We start from the raw sequence: 17,401 nt of genomic DNA on the forward strand, positions 1-17,401 counted from the left end.
TCCGTGTCGCCGGCCTCGCCGTCGTCGTCGAGGTCCTCGTCCTCCTCGCCCGCCGCGCGGACCCGGCGCGCGAGCGTGAGGGCGAGCGCCGTCACCGCGGCCATGATGACGATGCCGGTGAGCACGAGCGCCTGCGGCACGGGGTCCGGTCCTGCCTCCGCGACGGCGCCCGCGTCCGAGCCCGCCTCCGAGCCCCCGGTTCCCCGCAGCGCCAGCGCGAGGAGCACCATCATCACGCCGCCGGAGGCGACGTTGAGGGCGACGATCCGGCGGACGTGGTCGCGCACCAGGAGGTGCCCGAGCAGCCCGACGACGAGCACGGCGACCCCCGTGAGCAGGGTGAGCTGGACGAGGGTCACGAGGCGCCCCCCGGTGTGGCGACCTCGAGGTCGGTGTCGGCCCCGGCGGCCAGGAACATGGCCGCGAGCCCGGCGGCGATGCTGAGGGCGAGCAGGGTCTCCACGGCCAGGATGAGCGCGCCGGCGACGGACGCCTCGAGCACGAGCCACCCGCCCGCGGTGACCGCCGTCGCGCCGGCGAGGACGAGGAAGGCGAGCAGCCCGGCCACCACCGCGACCGCCCCGATCCGGCCGCGCGGTCCGGCGATCCGCACCCCTGCGAGGTGGGCCACGACGAGCGCGGCGCCCAGCAGCGCGCCCGCCTGGAACGCACCGCCGGGGCGCGTGGTGCCCGCCACCAGCAGCCACGTGCTCAGCAGGGCGAGCACGGGCAGCAGCACGACGGCGAGCACGCGCACGGCGGGCGAGGGCGCCGCGGGGGCGGGCACGCGCCGTCGGGCGAGACCGGTCACCCCGACCGCCGCGGCGACCAGCACGGCGATCTCGAGCAGCGTGTCGTAGGAGCGGAAGTTGAGCAGCACGGCCGTGACGGGGTGCTCCACCCCGGAGTCGGGCATCGCGGCGGCGACGTCGTCGGCGAGCGGGCTGCGCTCGGCCGGCAGCGCGCTGACGGCGACGCCGAGCGCCACCGCCGTCGCGGCGCCCGCGAGCGCGCCGACCACCAGGACGCGACGGCGAGCTCCGGTCCCCGCCGCGGGCACCGGTGGTCGGCGGTCGGCGATCGCGTCGACGAGCAGCGCGCCCGCGACCCCGCCGCCGAGGGCCGCCTCGGCGAGCGCGACGTCGGGCGCCCCGAGCCGGGCCCACAGCACGGCCGCGACGATGCCGAACACGAGGAACGCCGAGGTCGCGGCCGTGCGCCGCGGTGCGACGACCGCCACCACGGCCACGACGAGCACGGCGAGCAGCAGGGCGAGGTCGAGCACGCCGACGTCCGCGGCGATCACGAGGAGCCGCCGTCGGATTCTCCGGCGCCGTCGTGCCCGGCGGGCTCGTCGCTCTCCTCGCGGCGCGCGAGCAGGTGGCTGTTCGCCGCCGTCGCCAGCAGGGCGAGCAGCCAGATCAGCACGAGCTTCGCGGCCACGCCCCAGCCGTCGCCGCCTCCCGCGACGGCGTGCAGCGTGAGCGCCGCGACGATGAGCCCGAGCCCGAGGTTGTCGGCCTTCGCCACGGCGTGCAGGCGGGTCGCGAGGTCGGGGAAGCGCAGCAGGCCGACCGTGCCGACGACCACGAACAGGGTGCCGACGGCGAGGAGCGTCACCACGAGCACGTCCGCCGCGACGGTCAGGGCGGCGGTCACGGGCGACGCCGAGCGAGGAGGACGAGCACGACCACGGTGGCGAGGGCGACGACGGTCAGGGCGGTGTCGCGCAGCGCGGGGCCCCGGTGGCGGAGGCGAGAACGATCAGCAGCGCGGTGCCGGTGGTGCCCAGCAGGACGAAGGCGGTGAGGCGGTCGCGCGTGGTGGGCCCCCGGGCCGCCCGCCAGAGTCCGGCGAGCACGCAGAGCAGGAGCACGACGGCGGCAGCCGTCATGGCCACGTCCACGGCGTCCACGTGTCTGCCACCTCCTCGGGCCGGCCCATCGGCGCGCTGCATCGTCGATGAGGCCGTCGCGAGAAGCGTGTCGAGCGGGCCCCAGGTCCAGCTCCTATCGTACCGAGACGAACAGTTCAACAGTGCAACGGTCGGGCGTCACCCGTGCGCGCGAGCCGCGATCAGCGTTCGCTGGGGACTCGTACGGGCCGCGCACGACGGCGCCGGACCACGGGGTCGAGCGCGTTCAGCCCGCCGACCTCACCGGTCCCGTCCGCCGACCGGATGCCCGGGTATGACGGTCCGTAGGCGTTGGGCCCGGGTACCGACATCGGGTGTCCGGGCGTCTGGGTGTCGGCCCGTCAGGCCGTAAGGCGCAAGGCCGTCAGGCCTCGGGGCGCTCCGGCGTCCCGCCGCCACCCGCGGCCGCGGGGGCCGCGAGCGCCGCCTGCGCGTCCTCGCGCCGCGCGAGCACGTCGTCGCGCACCAGCCGGTACCAGACGAACAGCGCGAACCCGCCGAACACGTACCACTGGACCGCGTAGGCGAGGTTGCGCAGGTCGACCCCCGTCCCGCCGTCGAGCGACGGGGCGGGGACGACAGCGAGCCCGCCGAGGGCGGCGGTGCTCTCGGCGTCGGGCACGAGGTAGGCGTTGTAGATCGGCAGTCCCCAGGTCCCGGCGAAGTAGGCGGGGCTGATCGAGTCGACCTGACCGGCGGGGAGCGCGAGGTTCTCGAAGGCCTCGCCCGCCGTGATCGCGCCGGTGAGCGTGACCGGCTCCGGCGGCGCCGGCGGGAGGCCCTCGGCCGATGCGCTCCACCCGCGCACGACGGCGAGCCAGGCGTCGGTGCCGTCGACCCGCAGCGGGGTGACGACCAGGTAGCCGGACTCGCCGTCCACGAGGCGGTCCGGCACGAGCACCTCGCCGGCGGGGTCGAAGGTGCCGGTGACCTCGTAGGGGTGACCGACCATCGCCCCCATCACGTGCGCGCCGGGCTCGAGGACCTCGGTCAGCGCGTCCGGCGCGGCGTCGGAGAGCGCGGCGGCCTCGGCCGCCCGCGCGGCGTCGGCCCGCTCGAAGGCGCGGTCGATCTGCCAGGCGCCGAGGTTGGCGCACACGATCGCGGCGGCGACGATGAGCGCGAGGATGCCCAGCATCCGGGGGGTCAGCGCCGCCTCGCGCAGCTCCCGCAGGCCGGGGCGCCCCGACGCGAGGGGCGCGATCGGGGCGTCGTGGGTCACGATCCCAGGGTACGTCGCGAGCCGCGACCGCATCGCCCGCGAGCGGCGCGGTGCCCGGGGCGTCGAGGCCCGGGCGGGCGGCACGACCGGGTCCGGGACAGGCGCCGTCGCCCCGTCCGCAGGGAGCGAGGGCGGCGACGGCCCTGGCGACCCGACCGCCGTCGCCGTCGCACGCCCGGCCGCCGAGCCACCCGCCCGCCCGACGCGCAGCCCGGGACCGCGGTGCCACCGTGAGAACCCTCACAGCTGCGGAGCCGTGCCGCAGATCCACCGACCACGAGGGACGTAGGGCCCTCGCCCCATCGGGGAAACAGGGCACTCTAGAGAGCATGGCCACGGCTCCTGACACCACCCACGCGACACCGACCGCACCGGGGTGGCAGCCCCGCCCCGACTCCGCCCCGCTCGCGACAGCGACCCTCGAACGCATCGACAAGTGGTGGCGCGCCGCCAACTACCTCTCCGTGGGACAGATCTACCTCCTGGCCAACCCCCTGCTGGCCACCCCGCTCGACCGCGACGACGTGAAGCCTCGTCTGCTCGGCCACTGGGGCACCACGCCCGGCCTCAACTTCCTCTACGCGCACATGAACCGCGCGATCACCGAGCGCGACGTCGACGCGATCTACATCACCGGCCCCGGCCACGGCGGTCCGGGCCTCGTCGCGAACTCCTACCTCGAGGGCACGTACACCGAGACGTACTCCGACATCACCCAGGACACCGAGGGTCTGCGCCGGCTGTTCCGTCAGTTCTCCTTCCCCGGCGGCATCCCGAGCCACGTGGCCCCGGAGACCCCTGGCTCGATCCACGAGGGAGGCGAGCTGGGCTACGCGCTCAGCCACGCCTACGGCGCTGCGTTCGACAACCCGGACCTGCTGGTGCTGGCCGTCGTCGGCGACGGCGAGGCCGAGACCGGCCCGCTGGCCACGTCCTGGCACTCCAACAAGTTCGTCAACCCGGCCACCGACGGTGTCGTGCTGCCGGTCCTTCACCTCAACGGGTACAAGATCGCCAACCCGACCGTGCTCGCGCGCATCGGTGACGACGAGCTGCACGACCTCATGCGCGGCTACGGCCACACGCCGTACGAGTTCGTCGCCGGGTTCGACGACGAGGACCACGTCTCCATCCACGGCCGCTACGCCGCGCTGCTGGACGAGGTCCTCGACGAGATCGTCGCCATCAAGGCCCGTGCCGCCGCGGGCGACACCACCCGCCCGATGTGGCCGATGATCATCTTCCGCACGCCGAAGGGCTGGACCTGCCCCGAGATCATCGACGGCAAGAAGGCCGAGGACTCCTGGCGCGCCCACCAGGTGCCGCTCGCGAGCGCCCGCGACACCCCGGAGCACCTCCAGGTGCTCGCCGACTGGCTGGCCTCCTACGGCGCGCAGGAGCTGTTCGACGACGAGGGTCGGCTGGACGCCGACGTCGCCGCGCTCGCACCGTCCGGGAAGAAGCGGATGAGCGCGAGCCCGCACGCGAACGGCGGCGCGCTGCTGCGCGACCTGCGCCTGCCCGACTTCCGCGACTTCGCCGTCGACGTCCCCGCCCCCGGCGGGTCGATCGCCGAGAGCACCAAGGTGCTCGGCCAGTGGCTGACGGAGGTCATCCGCCTCAACCCGGAGAACTTCCGCATCTTCGGGCCGGACGAGACGGCCTCCAACCGCCTCCAGGCCGTGTTCGCCGAGACCGACAAGGTCTGGAACGCCTCGCTGATCGAGGGCGCGGACACCGACGAGCACCTCTCCCCCAGCGGCCGCGTCGTCGAGATGCTGTCGGAGCACCAGTGCCAGGGCTGGCTCGAGGGCTACCTGCTCACCGGGCGCCACGGCCTGTTCAACTGCTACGAGGCGTTCATCCACATCATCGACTCGATGCTCAACCAGCACGCCAAGTGGCTCAAGGTGACGCGCGAGATCCCGTGGCGCCAGCCGATCGGCTCGCTGAACTACCTGCTCTCCAGCCACGTCTGGCGCCAGGACCACAACGGCTTCAGCCACCAGGACCCCGGCTTCATCGACCACGTGGTCAACAAGAAGCCCGAGGTCGTGCGGGTCTACCTGCCGCCGGACGCCAACACGCTGCTGTCGACCTACGACCACTGCCTGCGCAGCCGCGACTACGTCAACGTCGTCGTCGCCGGCAAGCAGCCCGCCCCGCAGTTCCTCACGATGGACCAGGCCGTCGCGCACTGCACGCGCGGCCTCGGCATCTGGGAGTGGGCAGGCACGGAGACCGACGGCGAGGAGCCCGACGTCGTCCTGGCGTGCGCCGGCGACGTGCCGACGGTGGAGACCCTGGCCGCCGCCGACCTGCTGCGCCGGCACGTCCCGGACCTGGCCGTGCGCGTGGTCAACGTCGTCGACCTGATGCGACTCATGGACTCCACCGAGCACCCGCACGGGCTGTCGAGCCGCGACTTCGACGGCATCTTCACCACCGACAAGCCGGTGATCTTCGCCTACCACGGCTACCCGTGGCTGATCCACCGCCTCACCTACCGCCGCACCAACCACGGCAACCTGCACGTGCGCGGCTACAAGGAGGAGGGCACCACGACGACGCCCTTCGACATGGTGATGCTCAACGACCTCGACCGCTACAAGCTGGTCATCGACACGATCGACCGCGTCCCCGGTCTGGCCGCCCGCTACGCCGGTCTGCGCCAGCGCATGGAGGACAAGCGGATCGAGGCGCGCGAGTACACGCGCACCCACGGCGAGGACCTGCCGGAGGTGGCCGACTGGGTCTGGCCCGACGCGGGTGATCTCGCGGACGCGGGCTCCGTGCGGGCGACGGCCGCGACCGGTGGGGACAACGAGTGATGCGCTCGGTCTACCTGGCCTCCCCCGAGGGGAACGTCGGCAAGTCGACGATCGCGCTCGGCCTGCTGGACCTGTTCACGGCCCGCGTGCAGCGCGTCGGGGTGTTCCGCCCCGTCGTCGCCGCGCACGGTGAGGACCGCGTGCTCGAGCTGCTGCTGAAGCACGACGGCGTGGAGCTCGACTACGACGCGTGCATCGGCGTCACCTACGACCAGGTCCACGCCGACCCGGACGCCGCGCTCGACACGATCCTCACCAAGGCCCGCGCGCTCGGCGAGCAGTGCGAGGTGCTCGTCGTCGTCGGCTCGGACTACACCGACGTCGCCGGCCCGACCGAGCTGGCGTTCAACGCCCGCGTCGCGGCCAACCTCGGGTCGCCGGTCGTCCTCGTGCTCGGCGCCCAGGGCCGCACCCCGGCCCAGGTGAAGCAGATCAGCGAGGTCGCGGTGGGCGAGCTCGCCTCGCACCACGCGGCCGTCGCCGGCGTGGTGGTCAACATGGCCGACCCCGAGAACCTCGACGCCTACCGGACCGAGGTCTCCGGCGATGCGCCCGTGTGGGTGTTCCCCGAGATCCCGCTGCTGGCGGCGCCCTCGGTGCGCGACCTCATGAAGGCGCTCGACGGCGAGCTCGTCGCCGGCGAGGAGGAGCTGCTCGACCGCGAGGCCGAGCACATGCTCGTCGGGGCGATGGGCATCGACCACCTCCTCGACCGGCTCAAGGAGGGCTCGTTCGTCATCACGCCGGCCGACCGCGGCGACGCGATCGTCGCGCTGCTCGCGGCGCACGCGGCCGGCGACTTCCCGACCCTCGCGGGCGTCGCGATCAACGGCGGGTTCGACCTCCAGCCCCAGATCGCCCGCCTGGTCGGCAGCCTCGGCCAGCGCCTGCCGATCCTGCGCACCGACCTGGGGACCTTCACGGCCGCCAAGGCGGTCGCGGGGACCCGCGGCGTGCTGAGCAACGGCTCGCAGCGCAAGATCGAGCTCGCGCGCAGCTCCTTCGAGGCGAACGTGGACGGCGACGCGATCCTCGCGGCCCTGTCCGTCGAGCCGTCGAAGGTCGTCACGCCGCTGATGTTCGAGCACATGCTCTACGAGCGCGCCCGGGCCGAGCGGCGTCACATCGTGCTGCCGGAGGGCACGGACGACCGGGTGCTCCGCGCGGCCAGCACCGTGCTGTCGCGCGGCGTCGCGGACCTGACGATCCTGGGCGTCGAGGCGACGGTGCGCCAGCGCGCCGTCGAGCTCGGCCTGGACATCTCCGCGGCCACCGTGCTGGACCCGGCCACGTCCGAGCTGCTCGAGACGTTCGCGCAGGAGTACGCCACGCTGCGCGAGCACAAGGGCATGACGGTCGAGCGGGCGCGGGAGATCGTCGTCGACGTCTCCTACTTCGGCACGCTCATGGTGCACCTGGGGCTCGCCGACGGCATGGTCTCCGGCGCCCAGCACACGACCGCGCACACGATCAAGCCGTCGTTCGAGACGATCAAGACCTCTCCGGGCGTCTCGATCGTGTCGTCGTGCTTCTTCATGTGCCTCGCGGACAAGGTGCTCGTCTACGCCGACTGCGCGGTCAACCCCGACCCCGACGCCGAGCAGCTCGCCGACATCGCGATCTCCTCGGCCCGCTCCGCGGTCCAGTTCGGCGTCGAGCCGCGGATCGCGATGCTCTCCTACTCCACCGGGGAGTCGGGCAGCGGCGCGGACGTGGAGAAGGTGCGAACCGCCACGGAGCTCGTGCGCCAGCGCGCCCCCGAGCTGGTCGTCGAGGGTCCGATCCAGTACGACGCCGCGGTCGACCCGGGCGTCGCCGCCTCCAAGATGCCGGGCTCGCCCGTGGCGGGCCAGGCGACGGTGCTGATCTTCCCCGACCTCAACACGGGCAACAACACCTACAAGGCGGTCCAGCGCTCGGCCGGCGCCGTCGCCGTCGGACCGGTGCTCCAGGGCCTGGCCAAGCCGGTCAACGACCTCTCGCGCGGAGCTACCGTGAAGGACATCATCACCACGGTCGCGATCACCGCGATCCAGGCACAGGACGCCGCGGCGTCCGCGGAAGGCGACGCATGACCGGCGAGTCCACGCCCACGACCGGGACCCGTTCGGTCCTCGTCCTCAACTCCGGCAGCTCCTCGCTGAAGTACCAGCTCGTCGACGCCGCCTCGGGCGAGGCCCTGGCCTCCGGCATCGTCGACCGCGTCGGCGACGCCCTCTCCGGCGTCAAGCACGAGGTGGGCGGGGTGAAGACGGAGCGCCAGCTCCCGATCGCCGACCACGCGGCCGCCCTCGAGGTGGTGCTCGGGCTGTTCGCCGAGCTCGGCCCGCAGCTCTCCGGTGCCGGGATCGTCGCCGTCGGGCACCGCGTGGTGCACGGCGGGACGCGGTTCCTCGGGGCCGTCGTCGTGGACGACGCCGTCGAGGCCGACATCGAGGAGCTGTCGCCGCTCGCGCCGCTGCACAACCCGGCCAACCTCACCGGCATCCGCGTGGCGCGGCGGCTGCTGCCCGACGTGCCGCACGTCGCCGTCTGCGACACGGCCTTCTTCGCCACGCTCCCCGAGGCGGCCTCGACCTACGCCCTGAACGCGGAGGTCGCGCAGGCGCACCAGGTGCGCCGGTACGGCGCGCACGGCACGTCGCACAGGTACGTCTCGACGGAGGCGGCCGCGTTCCTCGGTCGCGACCTCGCCGACCTCCACCAGATCGTGCTGCACCTCGGCAACGGCGCCTCGGCCTCGGCCGTGCGCGGCGGTCGGGCGATTGACACCTCGATGGGGCTGACGCCGCTCGAGGGCCTGGTGATGGGGACCCGGACGGGCGACATCGACCCCGCCGTCGTGTTCCACCTGCACCGCAACGCCGGGATGTCGGTCGACGAGATCGACGACCTCTTCAACCGCCGCTCCGGCATCAAGGGCCTGTCGGGCGTCGCCGACATGCGCGAGCTCCACGCGCTCGTCGAGGCGGGCGACGAGGCGGCCCGGCTCGCGCTGGACGTCTACCTGCTGCGCCTGAAGAAGTACGTCGGCGCCTACCACGCCGAGCTCGGCCGCCTCGACGTCATCACGTTCACCGCCGGCATCGGCGAGAACGACGACGTCGTGCGCGCCGGCGCCCTCGCCGGCCTGGAGGAGTGGGGCATCGTCGTCGACCCGGAGCGCAACGCCGGCCGGGTCAAGGAGCCGACGATCATCTCGCCCGACGGCGCAAAGGTCACCGTGCTCGTGCTCCCCACCAACGAGGAGCTCGAGATCACGCGGCAGGCGCTCGAGGTCATCTAGCCCGACCTGCTCCTGTCCCACCAGCTCCGCCGACGGGCGGTCACCGGTCGATCCGCGAGGATCTCGACCGGCGGCCGCCCGTTCGTCGTCCCTGGTGCGCCGGCCGAACCAGCTCAGCCCAGCAGCAGCTCCGCGACCGGACGGCGCGGTGTCGGGACGTGCGTCGGGGCGCCGAGCGGGTGGCCCAGGCGCAGCACCTGGTGCACGACGACGGCGCCGCCCAGCGCGGTCGACGCGACGGCGTCGAACTCGGCCCGGGAGGCGGGCTCCTCGAGCGCCTGACCGAGCACCCCGACCCCGAGGCCGAGGACCGTGGCCTCGAGCATCGCTCGCTGCATCGCGTAGCCGGCCAGGAGCTGGTCGCGCGGGGTGTCCGAGCCCGAGTGCAGCACGAGCAGCGCCGGCGGGTCCTCGAAGACGACCACGTCGCCGTCGCCCGACGAGCCGAGCGGCGTCTGGGTGAAGTCCCGGACCGGCACCCGGCCGTCGGCGTCCGGCGTCCCGACAGCCCCGCGCGGGATGCCCGTGCCGGCGCGGGCCGCGCCCGCCATCCAGGCCTGGATCTCCTCGAGGTAGGCGCCGGAGTCCTGGCGCTCCGTCTCGGACCGTGCGGTCAGCGCGAGCAGCTGCGGCACGAGGGCCGACGGCGCCGGTGCTCCGAGGATCTCCCCCGAGAAGGCGACGGCGGCCCTGATCTCGGCCCACTCCTCGTCCGTCGGCGGGCCACCCAGGAGCGGACCGCGCGTGGTGCGGCGCTCCTCCATGGCGCCGGCGAGGCGGGCGGCGTGCATCGCGGCGGTGGTCGTGGCCACCTCCCCCAGGGTGACGACGGCGAGCACGCGCCCGTCGTGGGCCGCCCCTCCCGCGCGGGTCTCGCCGGCGGGCGCCCCGCCGTCGGGCAGGTACGCGGTGGTGATGGCACGACCGGTGCGGGCCGTCAGCGCCAGCTCGAGGTTGGCCACCACCGCGCCGATCGAGGCGAGCGCCCAGCGCCCGACGGGGTCGACCGTGCGCGGGGTGACCGAGGCGTCGAGCACGACCTCCACCCCGGAGCCGACGAGCCGGAACCGCCACGGCTGGCTGTTGTGGATCGACGGCGCCGACGAGGCGTCCTCGAGGGCGGAAACGATGCGGTCACGCTCGAGCATGGACCCCTCCGATGTCAGGTGCGGGGCGCCGATCGCCCACCACTTCACGCTAGGACCGCCCCGGGCCGCGTCCCAGGGGCGAAGGTCCCGCTGCCGGACCGGTCGACGGCGACGACGGCCACGCGGTTAGGATCGCCTCACCACGAAAGAGGATGCTGGCAGCACGGCTCGCGGACCCTCGTCGCACCACGGAAGGGGTCTCGTGAGCACCACCACGCCCGCCGGACCGCTGGTCCGCGCGATGTTCCGCCGGCACTGGCGGCCCATCACCGTCGGCTACCTGCTGCGGATCCTGCACCAGGTCTGCGAGGCGCTCGTCCCCGTCGCGTTCGGTCTCGTCATCGGCCGGGCGGTCGCCACGGGCGAGGTGGCCGAGATCCTCCTCGGCGTCGCCGGGATCCTCGGGCTGTTCGCCGTGCTGGCCGTCGCCGGCGGCTACGGCTACTTCTTCACCGGCCGCACCGCGGTCACCGAGGCGCACCGGCTCCGGGTCGCCGCCGTCCGTCGCGTGCTGAGCGACCCGTCGGCCGTGCGCGACCGGCAGGCCGGCGAGCTGCTCTCGATCACGAGCTCCGACACCCGGGCGAGCACCGACGTCGTGAGCGTGCTGGGCGCCCTCGTCGCCGCGATCGTCGGCCTCGGCGTGGCGGGAGGAGTGCTGCTGCGCATCGACGTCACGCTCGGCCTCGGGCTCCTCGGCGCCGTCGTGGTGCTCGTGGCCCTCACCCAGCTGCTCGGCCCGTACCTCGAGCGCCGCCTCAGCGCGCGCCAGCAGGCCGTCGGCCTCGCGGCCGCCGTCGCCGCCGACCTGTTCGCCGGGCTCCGGTCGCTGCGCGGCTTCGGCGGCGTCGCGGAGGGTGTGCGCCGGTACCGCGGCGCGAGCCGCACCTCGCTGTCGGCCGCGGTTGCCGCCACGAGCTCGACGGCGGTGGTCACGGGCGTCAGCGCGATCGCGACCGGCACGCTCGTCGTGCTCACCGCCGTCGTCGCCGCGCGGTACGCCGTGGCCGGGGTGATCAGCGTCGCCGACCTGGTGACCGTCATCGGGATGGCGTCCTTCCTCATGGACCCGCTGAGCCACATCACGATCTCGGTGCGCGATCTCGCGGTGACGCGCGCGAGCGGCCGCCGGGTGGCGGAGCTGCTGGGGCCGGACGGTCGGGAGGAGGGTCGGGCGGAGCGCCGGTCCGGGCGCGCGTCGCGCCGGGCCGGCCGCGGTGCGGGGCCCACCGGCGGCACCGTCGCGGCCGCCGCGGTCCCGCCCGGGGCCGCCGTGCTCGAGGTCGCCGGGGCGTGGGAGGACGGCGTCGACCCCGTCGCGCTGCGCCTGGTGGCGGGCGAGATGCTCGGCGTCGTCACGGTGGAGGTCGCGACGGCGGACCGGTTCGCCGCCGTCGTCAGCGGCGAGGCCGCGCCCGTCCACGGCCGCGCGACGCTCGACGGCGCCGACCTCGCCACCCTTCCCGACGACGCCCGCCTGACCGGCCTGCTCGGCGAGCCGCACGCGGTCCAGCTGCTCGGCGGCACGCTGGCCGCCGCCCTGGCCACCGGCGGTCCCGGACGGGGCGGGGTCGACGTCGACGCCGCGCTCGCCGCCGCGGCCGTCCGGCTCGAGGACCTCGCCGGGCACGACGCCGACGCGGGTCCGGACGGCATCGCGCTGCTCGACCGCGGGGCCAACCTCTCCGGCGGGCAGCGCCAGCGGGTCGCGCTCGCCCGCGCGCTGCACGCCGACCGCCAGGTGCTCGTGCTCCGCGACCCGACCTCCGCCGTCGACCCGGTGACGGAGGACGAGATCGCCGACGGCGTGAGCACGCTCCGCTCAGCCGGGCAGACGATCGTCGTGACCACCTCGCCGCTGTGGCTCAGCCGCTGCGACCGCGTCCTGTTCGTGGACGCCGACGGCGCCTCGACCGTCGGGACGCACGCCGCGCTCGTCGACGTGCCCGCCTACCGCGAGGCGGTGCTGCGATGAGCGCCACCCCGCGCCCGACGGCGGCCGCCGAACCGGCCGGGGCCGCGCTGCCCGTCGCCCCCGGCGGTGCGACGGCGCGCGCCGCCTGGCGCGCCGCCCGCGCCCACCGCGGTCTCCTGGTGACGAGCCTGCTCACCGCCGTCGTCGCGAGCATCGGCACGACGGCGACCCCCGTGCTGCTGGGGCGGGTCGTGGACGCGGTGGCCGCGCTCCGCGAGGACGGCGGAGCGTTCGGCTCCACCGGCCTCGTCGCGCTGTTCTCGGCGATCGGCGCCGCGGTGCTCGTCACCGCCGTCTTCACCGGGCTGTCCCTGCGGCAGGTGGAGCGGCTCGGGGCCGTCGTCGCCGCCGACCTGCGCGAGGGATGCGTCGAGCGCGCCGTGCGGATGGAGGCCGGCCGCTTCGAGCGCGCCGGTGCCGGCGACGTGACCACGCGCGTGACGGAGGACATCGAGCTGTTCACGCTCTCGGTCCCGCTGCTGGCCCACGTCGTCACCTCGCTCATCACGGTGGTCGTGGCGCTGGCGGGCTTCGTCACGCTCGACTGGCGACTGGGCCTCGCCTTCCTCGTGGTCGGGCCCGTCTACGCCCTCGGGCTGCGCTACTACCTGCCCAAGGCCGGTCCGCTCTACGGCGCGGAGCGGGCCCGGTCCTCAGAGCGCTCGCGCGTGCTGCTGGAGTCGATCCACGGCCGCCGCACCGTGCACGCCTACCGGATGGCGCCCGTGCAGTCCGCGCGGGTCGAGGAGACCTCGGCCGCGGCCCTCCTGGCCGGCATCCGGGCCCAGCGGCTCGCGATGCGGTTCGGGCTGACGATGAACATCGCCGAGGGCGTCGGGCTCTCGGGCGTGCTCGCGTGCGGCTTCCTGCTGGTGCGCGGCGACCTCGCCTCGGTGGGCGACGTCACGGCCGCGGCACTGCTGTTCCACCGCCTCTTCGGCCCGCTGGGCATGCTGCTGATGTCCATCGACCAGGTGCAGCGTGCGGCGGCCGCGCTGGCCCGGATCGTCGGTATCGCGACGCTCCCGGTGCCGCCCGTCCGCGCGGGCGGGGCGACGCCGGACGCCGTCGCCGTCCGCGTGCGCGGCCTGCGCCACGCCTACTCCCCCGGGCACGACGTGCTGCACGACGTCGACCTGGACATCCCGGCCGGGACCTCGCTCGCGGTCGTCGGCGAGAGCGGCGCCGGCAAGACGACGCTCGCGGCGATCGTCGCCGGCGTGCTGCCGCCCGTGGCGGGGACGGTCGAGCTGGTGCCGGTCGCGGGTGCCGCAGGAGGTGACGGAGCGCCGATCGCCGTCGTCGGCCTGGACCCCGACCACCTGCGCGACGTCGTCACGATGGTGTCGCAGGAGAGCCACGTGTTCGCGGGCACGCTGCGTGCCGACCTCCTGCTCGCCCGGCCCGCCGCGCAAGACGCGCAGCTGGTCGAGGTGCTGGAGCGGATCGGGGCGGCGGGCTGGGTGCGCGCGCTCCCGAGCGGGCTCGACACCGTCGTGGGGGCGAGCGGGCACCCGCTCACCGCCGCCCAGGAGCAGCACCTCGCCCTGGTGCGCGTCGCGCTGCGGGACGCGCCGCTCGTGGTGCTCGACGAGGCGACCGCCGAGGCCAACAGCTCCGGCTCGCGCGAGCTCGAGCGCGCCGCGGCGCGGCTGCTCCGGGGCCGGACGGCGCTCGTCGTCGCGCACCGCCTCACCCAGGCGCGCGCGTGCGACCGGATCGCCGTGATGCACGAGGGCGTCGTCGTCGAGCTGGGCGACCACGACACGCTGGTGACCGCGGGCGGGCTGTACAGCCGGTTGTGGGCGGCGTGGTCCGCCGACGGCGCCGGCGCGCGCTGACCGCGAGCCACGAGCGCCGCGAGGCCCTTCTGGTCCACTCGCGAGGCCCTTCCGGTCCACCCGCGAGGCCCTTCCGGTCCACCTGCGAGGCCCTTCGTGCGCGACGGCGGGGCCCACCCCGAGAGGTGGGCCCCGCCGTCGTCACTCGATGCTCAGGCGCCGACCGGCACCGCCGCCGCCTGCGTGGCCTCGACCTCGGCCCGGTTGGACCGCGTGTGCTTCAGCAGGACGACCAGCGCCGTCGTCACGAGCACGCCGGCGACGAGCGCGAGGAGGAAACCCAGCGCGTTGCCGACCAGCGGCAGCACCCAGATCCCGCCGTGCGGCGCGACGAGCGTGACGCCGAACGCCATCGAGAGCGCCCCCGTGACGGCCGAGCCGATGGTGGAGGAGACGATGACGCGCCACGGGTCGGCGGCCGCGAACGGGATCGCGCCCTCCGAGATGAACGAGGCGCCGAGGAGCCAGGCGGCCTTGCCGTTCTCGCGCTCGATGTCCGTGAAGAGCTTCTTGCGCACGGTCGTGGCGAGCGCGAGGGCGAGCGGCGCAACCATCCCGGAGATCATGACGGCGGCCATGATCTTGTACTGCGTGGCGTCGCTCGCGAGCCCCTCCGTCGCGAGCCCGGTGACCGCGAAGGTGTAGGCGACCTTGTTGATCGGACCGCCGAGGTCGAAGCCCATCATCGCGCCGAGCAGGAGCCCGAGCAGGACGATCTGCGAGGCCGGCAGGCCGTTCAGCCAGGTCGTCAGGCCCTCCATGAGCGCGGCGATCGGGCGTCCGAGGACCACCAGCATGAGGATGCCGACCAGCGCGCTCGACAGCAGCGGGATCACCACGACCGGCATGATGCCGCGCAGGCCCTTGGGCACCTTCCAGCGGCTGATCCACAGCGCGATGAAACCGGCGGCGAAGCCGGTGACGAGACCACCGAGGAAGCCGGCTCCGATGAAGACGGACGCGGCACCGCCGAGGAAGCCGGGCACGAGGCCGGGTCGGTCGGCGATGCCGAACGCGATGTAGCCCGACAGGACGGGGACGAGGAAGGAGAACGTCAGCTGGCCGGTCTTGAGGAGCACCACCGACCAGTCCTGCAGCGAGGTCGGGTCGAAGCTCGCCAGGACGGCCGCGGCGTCGACCCCGGTCACCTCGATGGCGCCCTCGGCGCCTCCCCACGCGACCTGGGCGAGCATGAAGCTCAGGGCGATGAGGATGCCGCCGGCGGCGACGAACGGGATCATGTGCGAGACACCCGTCATCAGCCACTGCCGCACGCGCGTGGCGGTCGAGACGGTCCGCGGGTCCACCCGCGCCGGGGCGGGGGCCTTGTCGGCGACGCCCGGGGCGGCGACGACGGGGCCGGCCTCGACGGCGGCGATCGCCTCGTCCAGGACCTTCTGCGGCTCGTGCACGGCGCGCTTCACGCCGACGTCGATCGTCGGCTTGCCGGCGAACCGCTCACGGCCCTTGACCTCGAGGTCGGCGGCGAAGATGACGCCGTCGGCGGCGTCGATGACCGAGTGCTCGACCTCCTCGGTCCCGATCGAGCCCTGCGTCTCGACGGAGACCTCGTGCCCGGCGGCCTTGCCGACCTGCTCGAGCGCCTCGGCGGCCATGTAGGTGTGCGCGATCCCCGTGGGGCACGAGGTGACGGCGACGAACTTCATCAGGACACCGCCTCGGTCACGACCGCCGCGACCTGCTCGGCGTCGGCGGCGTCGCGCACGGCGCCCGTGAACGTGGGGCTGACGAGCTTGCGGGCGAGCTTCGCCAGGATCTTGAGGTGCTCGTCGGCACCCTCGGCCGGGGCGGCGATGAGGAACACCAGGGTGGCGGGGCCGTCGGGGCCCTCGAAGTCGACCCCGGCCGGAACCGTGGCGACGGCGAGCGAGGGGGTCAGGACGGCAGCGGACTTGGCGTGCGGCAGGCCGATCGCGCCGGGCATCCCGGTCGCCGTCACCGCCTCGCGGGCCCGCACGTCGGCGGCGAAGGCGGCGGCATCGGTGACGCGGCCCGCGGCGGCGAGTCGCTGGGCCAGGAGGTCGATGACCTCGCCCTTGTCGGCGACGGCGGCGTTGACGGCGACGAGGTCGGCGGTGATGAGCTGGTCGGACATGAGGGCTCCTTCGGGAGGTGGCTCGATCTCGTGCGTCGCACGTGATCTGGGTGACGGTCGGACCCGGGCGAGGGACCTGGTGGGGCGGGTGCTGAGGGTGCTGAGGGTGCTGGTCGTGCGGGCGTGGCTTGCTGTGCCGGTGCGGGTGCCGCTGCCGGCGCTGCGGTCAGCGGCCGGGTGGCGCGTGGGTGCCGGTGGGGGGCGCGCGCACGACGTCGACGCCGGCGGCCTCGATCTCGCTGATCAGCTCGGCGTCCGCCTCGGTGTCGGTGATCAGGGTGTCGATCTCCTCGCACGGCAGGACCGTGATGAGCTCGTCCCGCCCGATCTTGGAGTGGTCGGCCAGGACGACGACGCGGCGGGCCGCCGCCGCCAGCGCGGCCTTCACCTCGGCCTCGGCGACGTCGGGCGTGGTCACCCCCTGCTCTCGGCTGATGCCGTTGGCCCCGAGGATCACGACGTCCGCCTTGATCCGGCTGAGGGCCTGGGTGGCCCACGGCCCGACCGCCACCAGGGTGCGCCCGCGGACGTGGCCGCCGGCGAGGTGGAGCCTGACGTTCGGGCGGACGGCCACGATGCTGGCGATCGGCAGGGCGTGGGTCACCACGGTGATCTCACGGTCGGTGGGGAGCATCGCGGCCAGCCGGGCCGTGGTGGTGCCGCCGTCCAGGACGATCGTGGCGACGTCGCCGATGGCAGCCAGCGCGGCCGCCGCGATCGCGTCCTTCGCCGCGGTGTTGACCACCTCGCGCTCCCGCACGGAGGGTTCGAGCCCCAGTCTCTCGACCGGCACCGCCCCGCCGTGGACGCGGCGCAGGTTGCCGCGCCGCTCGAGGATCGTGAGGTCGCGGCGGATGGTCTCGGTGGCGACGTCGAGGTCACGGGCGAGGCCGGCGACCTCCACACGCCCCTCGGCACGGGCGCGAGCGACGATCGACGCGTGGCGTTCGGACGGGTACATCGGGGACCTCCTCGGTGAGGTTGCGCTACGTGCGGCGTCCCTGCCGCATGCCCGAGTCTGCCCGAGTGGTCGCCGATCCGTCAAGCATTTCCCTCACACTCCCACA

General features: G+C 74.4%; 13 protein-coding genes and 1 pseudogene. 5 read left to right on the plus strand and 9 right to left on the minus strand.

Annotated features, from left to right (window positions below; translation table 11 throughout):
• Window positions 1-65: 65 nt before the first annotated feature.
• The 5 genes and pseudogenes from C8046_RS20195 to C8046_RS06830 form a co-directional block, all read right to left on the minus strand.
• Window positions 66-359: pseudogene (locus tag C8046_RS20195) on the minus strand (NADH-quinone oxidoreductase subunit K); the annotation flags it as partial.
• A complete protein-coding gene (mbhE, locus tag C8046_RS06815) occupies window positions 356-1,306 on the minus strand; it encodes a hydrogen gas-evolving membrane-bound hydrogenase subunit E (protein ID WP_109228784.1) in 951 nt (316 codons plus the stop codon). The pseudogene C8046_RS20195 and the gene mbhE, both read right to left, overlap by 4 nt.
• Entirely contained in the window at window positions 1,303-1,659 is a 357-nt protein-coding gene (locus C8046_RS06820) for a cation:proton antiporter (protein WP_235866187.1), read from the minus strand. The genes mbhE and C8046_RS06820 overlap by 4 nt, the downstream gene beginning before the upstream one ends.
• A gap of 55 nt (window positions 1,660-1,714) precedes the next feature.
• Window positions 1,715-1,915, minus strand: coding sequence for a hypothetical protein (locus tag C8046_RS06825; RefSeq protein ID WP_199224409.1), 201 nt, complete (start codon window positions 1,913-1,915; stop codon window positions 1,715-1,717).
• 364 nt (window positions 1,916-2,279) lie between these two features.
• Window positions 2,280-3,137, minus strand: coding sequence for an SURF1 family protein (locus tag C8046_RS06830; RefSeq protein ID WP_158277151.1), 858 nt, complete (start codon window positions 3,135-3,137; stop codon window positions 2,280-2,282).
• Window positions 3,138-3,466: 329 nt separating this feature from the next.
• On the opposite strand from C8046_RS06830, the gene C8046_RS06835 reads away from it, so the two are divergent.
• The 3 genes from C8046_RS06835 to C8046_RS06845 are packed head-to-tail and all read left to right on the plus strand — an operon-like array spanning window position 3,467 to window position 9,254.
• Window positions 3,467-5,968 (plus strand): phosphoketolase, encoded by a 2,502-nt coding sequence (locus tag C8046_RS06835; RefSeq protein WP_109228786.1) that lies wholly within the window; start codon window positions 3,467-3,469, stop codon window positions 5,966-5,968.
• Window positions 5,968-8,043, plus strand: a complete 2,076-nt coding sequence (gene pta, locus C8046_RS06840) for a phosphate acetyltransferase (RefSeq protein WP_235866189.1) — start codon at window positions 5,968-5,970, stop codon at window positions 8,041-8,043. The genes C8046_RS06835 and pta overlap by 1 nt, the downstream gene beginning before the upstream one ends.
• Window positions 8,040-9,254 carry an acetate/propionate family kinase gene (locus C8046_RS06845; protein ID WP_109228788.1) on the plus strand — a complete coding sequence of 405 codons (1,215 nt, stop codon included), beginning with the start codon at window positions 8,040-8,042 and terminating at the stop codon, window positions 9,252-9,254. Before pta ends, C8046_RS06845 begins: the two co-directional genes overlap by 4 nt.
• Before the next feature lie 113 nt (window positions 9,255-9,367).
• Here C8046_RS06845 and C8046_RS06850 read toward each other — a convergent pair whose 3' ends face one another.
• Window positions 9,368-10,402, minus strand: a complete 1,035-nt coding sequence (locus C8046_RS06850; protein WP_146197084.1) for an Acg family FMN-binding oxidoreductase — start codon at window positions 10,400-10,402, stop codon at window positions 9,368-9,370.
• A gap of 202 nt (window positions 10,403-10,604) precedes the next feature.
• Between C8046_RS06850 and C8046_RS06855 the strand changes: the two genes are divergently transcribed.
• Together C8046_RS06855 and C8046_RS06860 are read left to right on the plus strand one after the other, a co-directional pair.
• The gene (locus tag C8046_RS06855; protein WP_109228790.1) at window positions 10,605-12,377 is read left to right on the plus strand and encodes an ABC transporter transmembrane domain-containing protein; all 1,773 of its coding nucleotides are present in this window, start codon (window positions 10,605-10,607) and stop codon (window positions 12,375-12,377) included.
• Window positions 12,374-14,218, plus strand: coding sequence for an ABC transporter ATP-binding protein (locus C8046_RS06860; protein WP_109228791.1), 1,845 nt, complete (start codon window positions 12,374-12,376; stop codon window positions 14,216-14,218). Before C8046_RS06855 ends, C8046_RS06860 begins: the two co-directional genes overlap by 4 nt.
• A gap of 152 nt (window positions 14,219-14,370) precedes the next feature.
• On the opposite strand, the gene C8046_RS06865 is transcribed toward C8046_RS06860, so the two are convergent.
• The 3 genes from C8046_RS06865 to C8046_RS06875 all read right to left on the minus strand — a co-directional run bounded on the left by C8046_RS06865 (window position 14,371) and on the right by C8046_RS06875 (window position 17,295).
• Window positions 14,371-15,885 carry a PTS fructose transporter subunit IIC gene (locus tag C8046_RS06865; protein ID WP_109228792.1) on the minus strand — a complete coding sequence of 505 codons (1,515 nt, stop codon included), beginning with the start codon at window positions 15,883-15,885 and terminating at the stop codon, window positions 14,371-14,373.
• A complete protein-coding gene (locus C8046_RS19935) occupies window positions 15,885-16,334 on the minus strand; it encodes a PTS sugar transporter subunit IIA (RefSeq protein WP_109228793.1) in 450 nt (149 codons plus the stop codon). The genes C8046_RS06865 and C8046_RS19935 overlap by 1 nt, the downstream gene beginning before the upstream one ends.
• Window positions 16,335-16,500: 166 nt before the next feature.
• Window positions 16,501-17,295, minus strand: a complete 795-nt coding sequence (locus tag C8046_RS06875) for a DeoR/GlpR family DNA-binding transcription regulator (protein ID WP_109228794.1) — start codon at window positions 17,293-17,295, stop codon at window positions 16,501-16,503.
• Window positions 17,296-17,401 lie beyond the last annotated feature (106 nt).

The sequence above is a fragment of the Serinibacter arcticus genome, assembly GCF_003121705.1.
Lineage (GTDB): Bacteria > Actinomycetota > Actinomycetes > Actinomycetales > Beutenbergiaceae > Litorihabitans.